Origin of the sequence: Endozoicomonas sp. ONNA1, from assembly GCF_024606325.1 — a bacterium.
Classification (GTDB): domain Bacteria; phylum Pseudomonadota; class Gammaproteobacteria; order Pseudomonadales; family Endozoicomonadaceae; genus Endozoicomonas_A.
Genome location: NZ_JAHHPN010000003.1, coordinates 1 through 2,767, shown reverse-complemented (window position 1 = coordinate 2,767; position 2,767 = coordinate 1). Strand labels below are relative to the sequence as shown.

2 protein-coding genes are annotated in these 2,767 nt (G+C 47.6%); both read right to left on the bottom strand.

Annotated elements, in window-relative coordinates:
- Window positions 1-1,061, bottom strand: a 1,061-nt coding sequence (locus KDK19_RS00035; protein ID WP_257253472.1) for a hypothetical protein, incomplete at its 3' end; no start/stop codon positions are given.
- A gap of 111 nt (window positions 1,062-1,172) precedes the next feature.
- Window positions 1,173-2,767, bottom strand: a 1,595-nt coding sequence (locus tag KDK19_RS00030; RefSeq protein ID WP_257291069.1) for a hypothetical protein, incomplete at its 5' end; no start/stop codon positions are given.

Here is a 2,767-nt window from a genome sequence, read left to right as displayed (position 1 = left end):
ATTGAATGAAGCTCGTCCTTCCCTACCGGCATTTGATAAAACTGAACATCGTCGGCTAACCGACAGATCTTGCCATTGCTCTCAAAACACTTTTGCGCCAGCATCAGTCGAATCGCCTGTTCAAAGGCCAGATCCTGCCAGTTGGCTCCTTTCAGAATCACCCGTTGTCCGGCCCTTAATGACTCGAGCCTGCCGGGGATATGCTGGATTCGCCCCTGCTTATCCACTCCGGGGCCGCCCAGCAGCAATTGTCGCCAGTTACTGTGCAAGTGGCAGTCAATAACAACGGTATTGTCATCATCCGTAGCACTCCCGGTAGCACTGGCGGCACTGGGGAGTTCAGCCAATACCCGGGGAACCTTGTTGATGTCCATCAATGGGTCATCGCCGGTCTGTGGGTCGAACTGCCAGGTATTTCCGGGTCGATTAATTCGGCGCCAGAAATCAGCACCCGGCGCGTCGTCACTCCGGTCAACGGATGTCAACTGTGCCGGGTTTGCCAAAACCAGCAGCGTGACATGCTCACCCAGGGGACGTTTCTTCTGGCTGACTTTGTCGTACAGAGAGGGGTTGTTCGGGTCCAGTAGATCGTTAAATTTTGGCAGCTCCTCACTGGTGAGCTTGCGTATATCCATCACCAGAGTGAGTGGCTGTGGCCCTTCAAACAGCTTGCCTGAACGCAGAACATGGCACCCCTCTTCAGAAATGCTCAACCGGCTGACCAGATTAGCCTGTGAGAGGTCATCGGGGTGGGAAATAAGGGTGACATCCCGGTGTCCATCGCCGGTCTGGGCCACTAAAAGCCGTCGAATTTCATCATCACTAGCGACAAAACGAAAATCAAAGGAACAAGAAGCCATGCGGAGCGAGGAATTTCCTGAGGATACCGTTCTCTCCTTGTCAGGCAACGTCATCGGACGTGTTGATCTATTGATTTCGGGAGTCACGTCAGAGCAGGTTATAACATTCTTTTTTGACGATAACTCCAGTTTCGCTACCGTGGCTGATACGCCAGTGTCAGGAACGGGTTTCTTTACTTCTCTGTCAATCCGACCATCCATTGTCAACTTCTCTCCTGTCATCTGAAGAACTGCATTGAAAGTGCTTGATTATATGACCTTCAGACAGGATGAAAGTTTCATTTGGATTGATACCCGTAGCCGTTGAAAGAATCACGCAAAAAACGACTCATAAAGCGAATTCAAATTCACGCTGTTCAAAAACTCTTCGGCAATTTTTGTCAGCTCAGCGGATTTGAGCACCAGAGCATTAGTGGCGTTGTGTGCCTGTCTTAAGTAAGCACCATTAACGCATTCCTGAAACCAGGAAGGGCTATCAATTAAATACATCATGTCATACAGCTGTTCCGGTGAGGATGGGTGACGAGCCCCAAAGTTGTTAGTGAAGTAATAGCCAGTAGTCCTGATGTTAGCGTCGGCCCAACAATACGTTAAGCAACCGCCTTTCGAATGCGTCACTTCATACAGGTAATGACAGAAGGCCCGCTGAAGCGCTTGCTCGTATCTGTCTATTAAAGCATTTAAAAGCTGAAGATCCTGCTCTGACGCCCGAAAGGACTTTTCCAATAAATCCTTCAAAAACAGGTCATAATCAGCATTTATTTGCAACAGAGCATCGACCTTTTTATTAATCACTGTGGTGTCCCAGGAAACTTGCCCAAGGATAATGACCGGACGGTGGCTTGCCTTGCCCGAGACTAACTTCGGAAACGCAGGGTGGTGTGCCAGCATTCGTTCTATATTCGGAATGCCCTCAGGATCGAACGTCCAGGTGTTCTGTAAAGATCGATTGACAATTTTATCTTCAAAGAATTGCGAAAACCCATCATGACAATGAGTGACGAGTATGGAACTACCTTTAGTCTTTTGGAAGTTTCTACTAGCCAACTTCCATACACAATTATTTTTTTCCCTGGAAAATAATTTCGTATAACAGTTTTTCAGGCAATCAGCGGCTTTAACCTTCAGTTCACAGACCCCTTCCAGGCGCACCAATAGCTGATGAAGTTTATCGAATCCCATCATTTGGCACTGATAGTTCTGCACTGGATCCAGCCAACCCAATTCCATGGCATTAAGGGCAAAGCGGATAACCGAAGGCTTGGCCAAGTCAATGTCTTGCAGTATGTCCACCGTTGAAAGCAGCCACTTGTCAGCGTTTGCTTCGGCCTGATCATTTATTTTTGAACGGAGTGACTTGAGTAGTTTAATGACCTGATATTCATCACCGTCGGACAATATTTGATTTACTGCCAGCGACATCTGTTCAAAATCTATCTTGAGGTCGGTCAATGCTTTTGTTCCCAATGCCTCTATGATTGAGGTTCCCATGTGAAAACTGGTTAAATTGTTTTCCTTCCAAAGGTTCCTGACCATTTCGGAAATACTTAGATTCGTCTCTGGTAATGCACTGTTTTTCTCAAGGGTTTTGTTCAGTTCCTCCAGGCTCATGCCACAGGCTTTAGCCAGAGTTTGCTGCTCTGCCAAGTCAGCCCCTTTCAGAAGAGCCTTCAGGAGAGCCTTAATCTTCTTGGAGTCACTGCTGGAACCAGCGACCTTTCTGGTGGGCCGGAAATTAGATGTGATTTTTGTTTTCTCTATAGGCGCCCCACCTAAATCCACTGATTTCCAGGTTTGGCCTCCATCCGGGGAATACTCGGCAAAGCTGTGGATAGCGTTGCCAATTTCTCGAGAGGGAATCCCAAAATAACGACAAAAAGCAATAAAAACAGGCACACGATGACGAC